The sequence below is a fragment of the Mesorhizobium sp. Arg314 genome, from assembly GCF_053714275.1.
Genome location: NZ_JBSKBP010000267.1, coordinates 1 through 420, shown reverse-complemented (window position 1 = coordinate 420; position 420 = coordinate 1). Strand labels below are relative to the sequence as shown.

Genomic DNA, 420 nt, shown 5'->3' with positions numbered 1-420 from the left:
TGCCTTCACGGCGGCGGAGCTGTTGACGTAGGTGATCACCGGCACTCCCGGATAGCGCCGCCGCATCAGGCGCACGTCCTCGGCCGTGATCGAGTCGGCCAGCGAACAGCCGGCGGCAAGATCCGGAATGAGCACGGTCTTGCCGGGATTGAGAAGCTTGGCCGTCTCGGCCATGAAATGCACGCCGGCGACGACGATGACGTCCGCATCGACCGTCATCGCCTTGCGGGCAAGCGCCAGGCTGTCGCCGACGATGTCGGCAACACAGTGGAAGATCTCGGGCGTCTGGTAATTGTGCGCCAGGATGACGGCGTTGCGCTCGCGCTTTAGCGCCAGGATGGCGTCGATGTCGTCGGCAAAGCCCGGCCATTCGACTGGCGGGATCACCCGCCGGACGCGCTCATAGAGGGATGCGGCCGT

1 protein-coding gene is annotated in these 420 nt (G+C 65.7%); it reads right to left on the bottom strand.

All coding sequences use genetic code 11. The features are described from left to right. The coding region (gene nadA, locus ACWGS9_RS35425) for a quinolinate synthase NadA (protein ID WP_454509506.1) at positions 1–420 on the bottom strand (420 nt) is incomplete at both ends.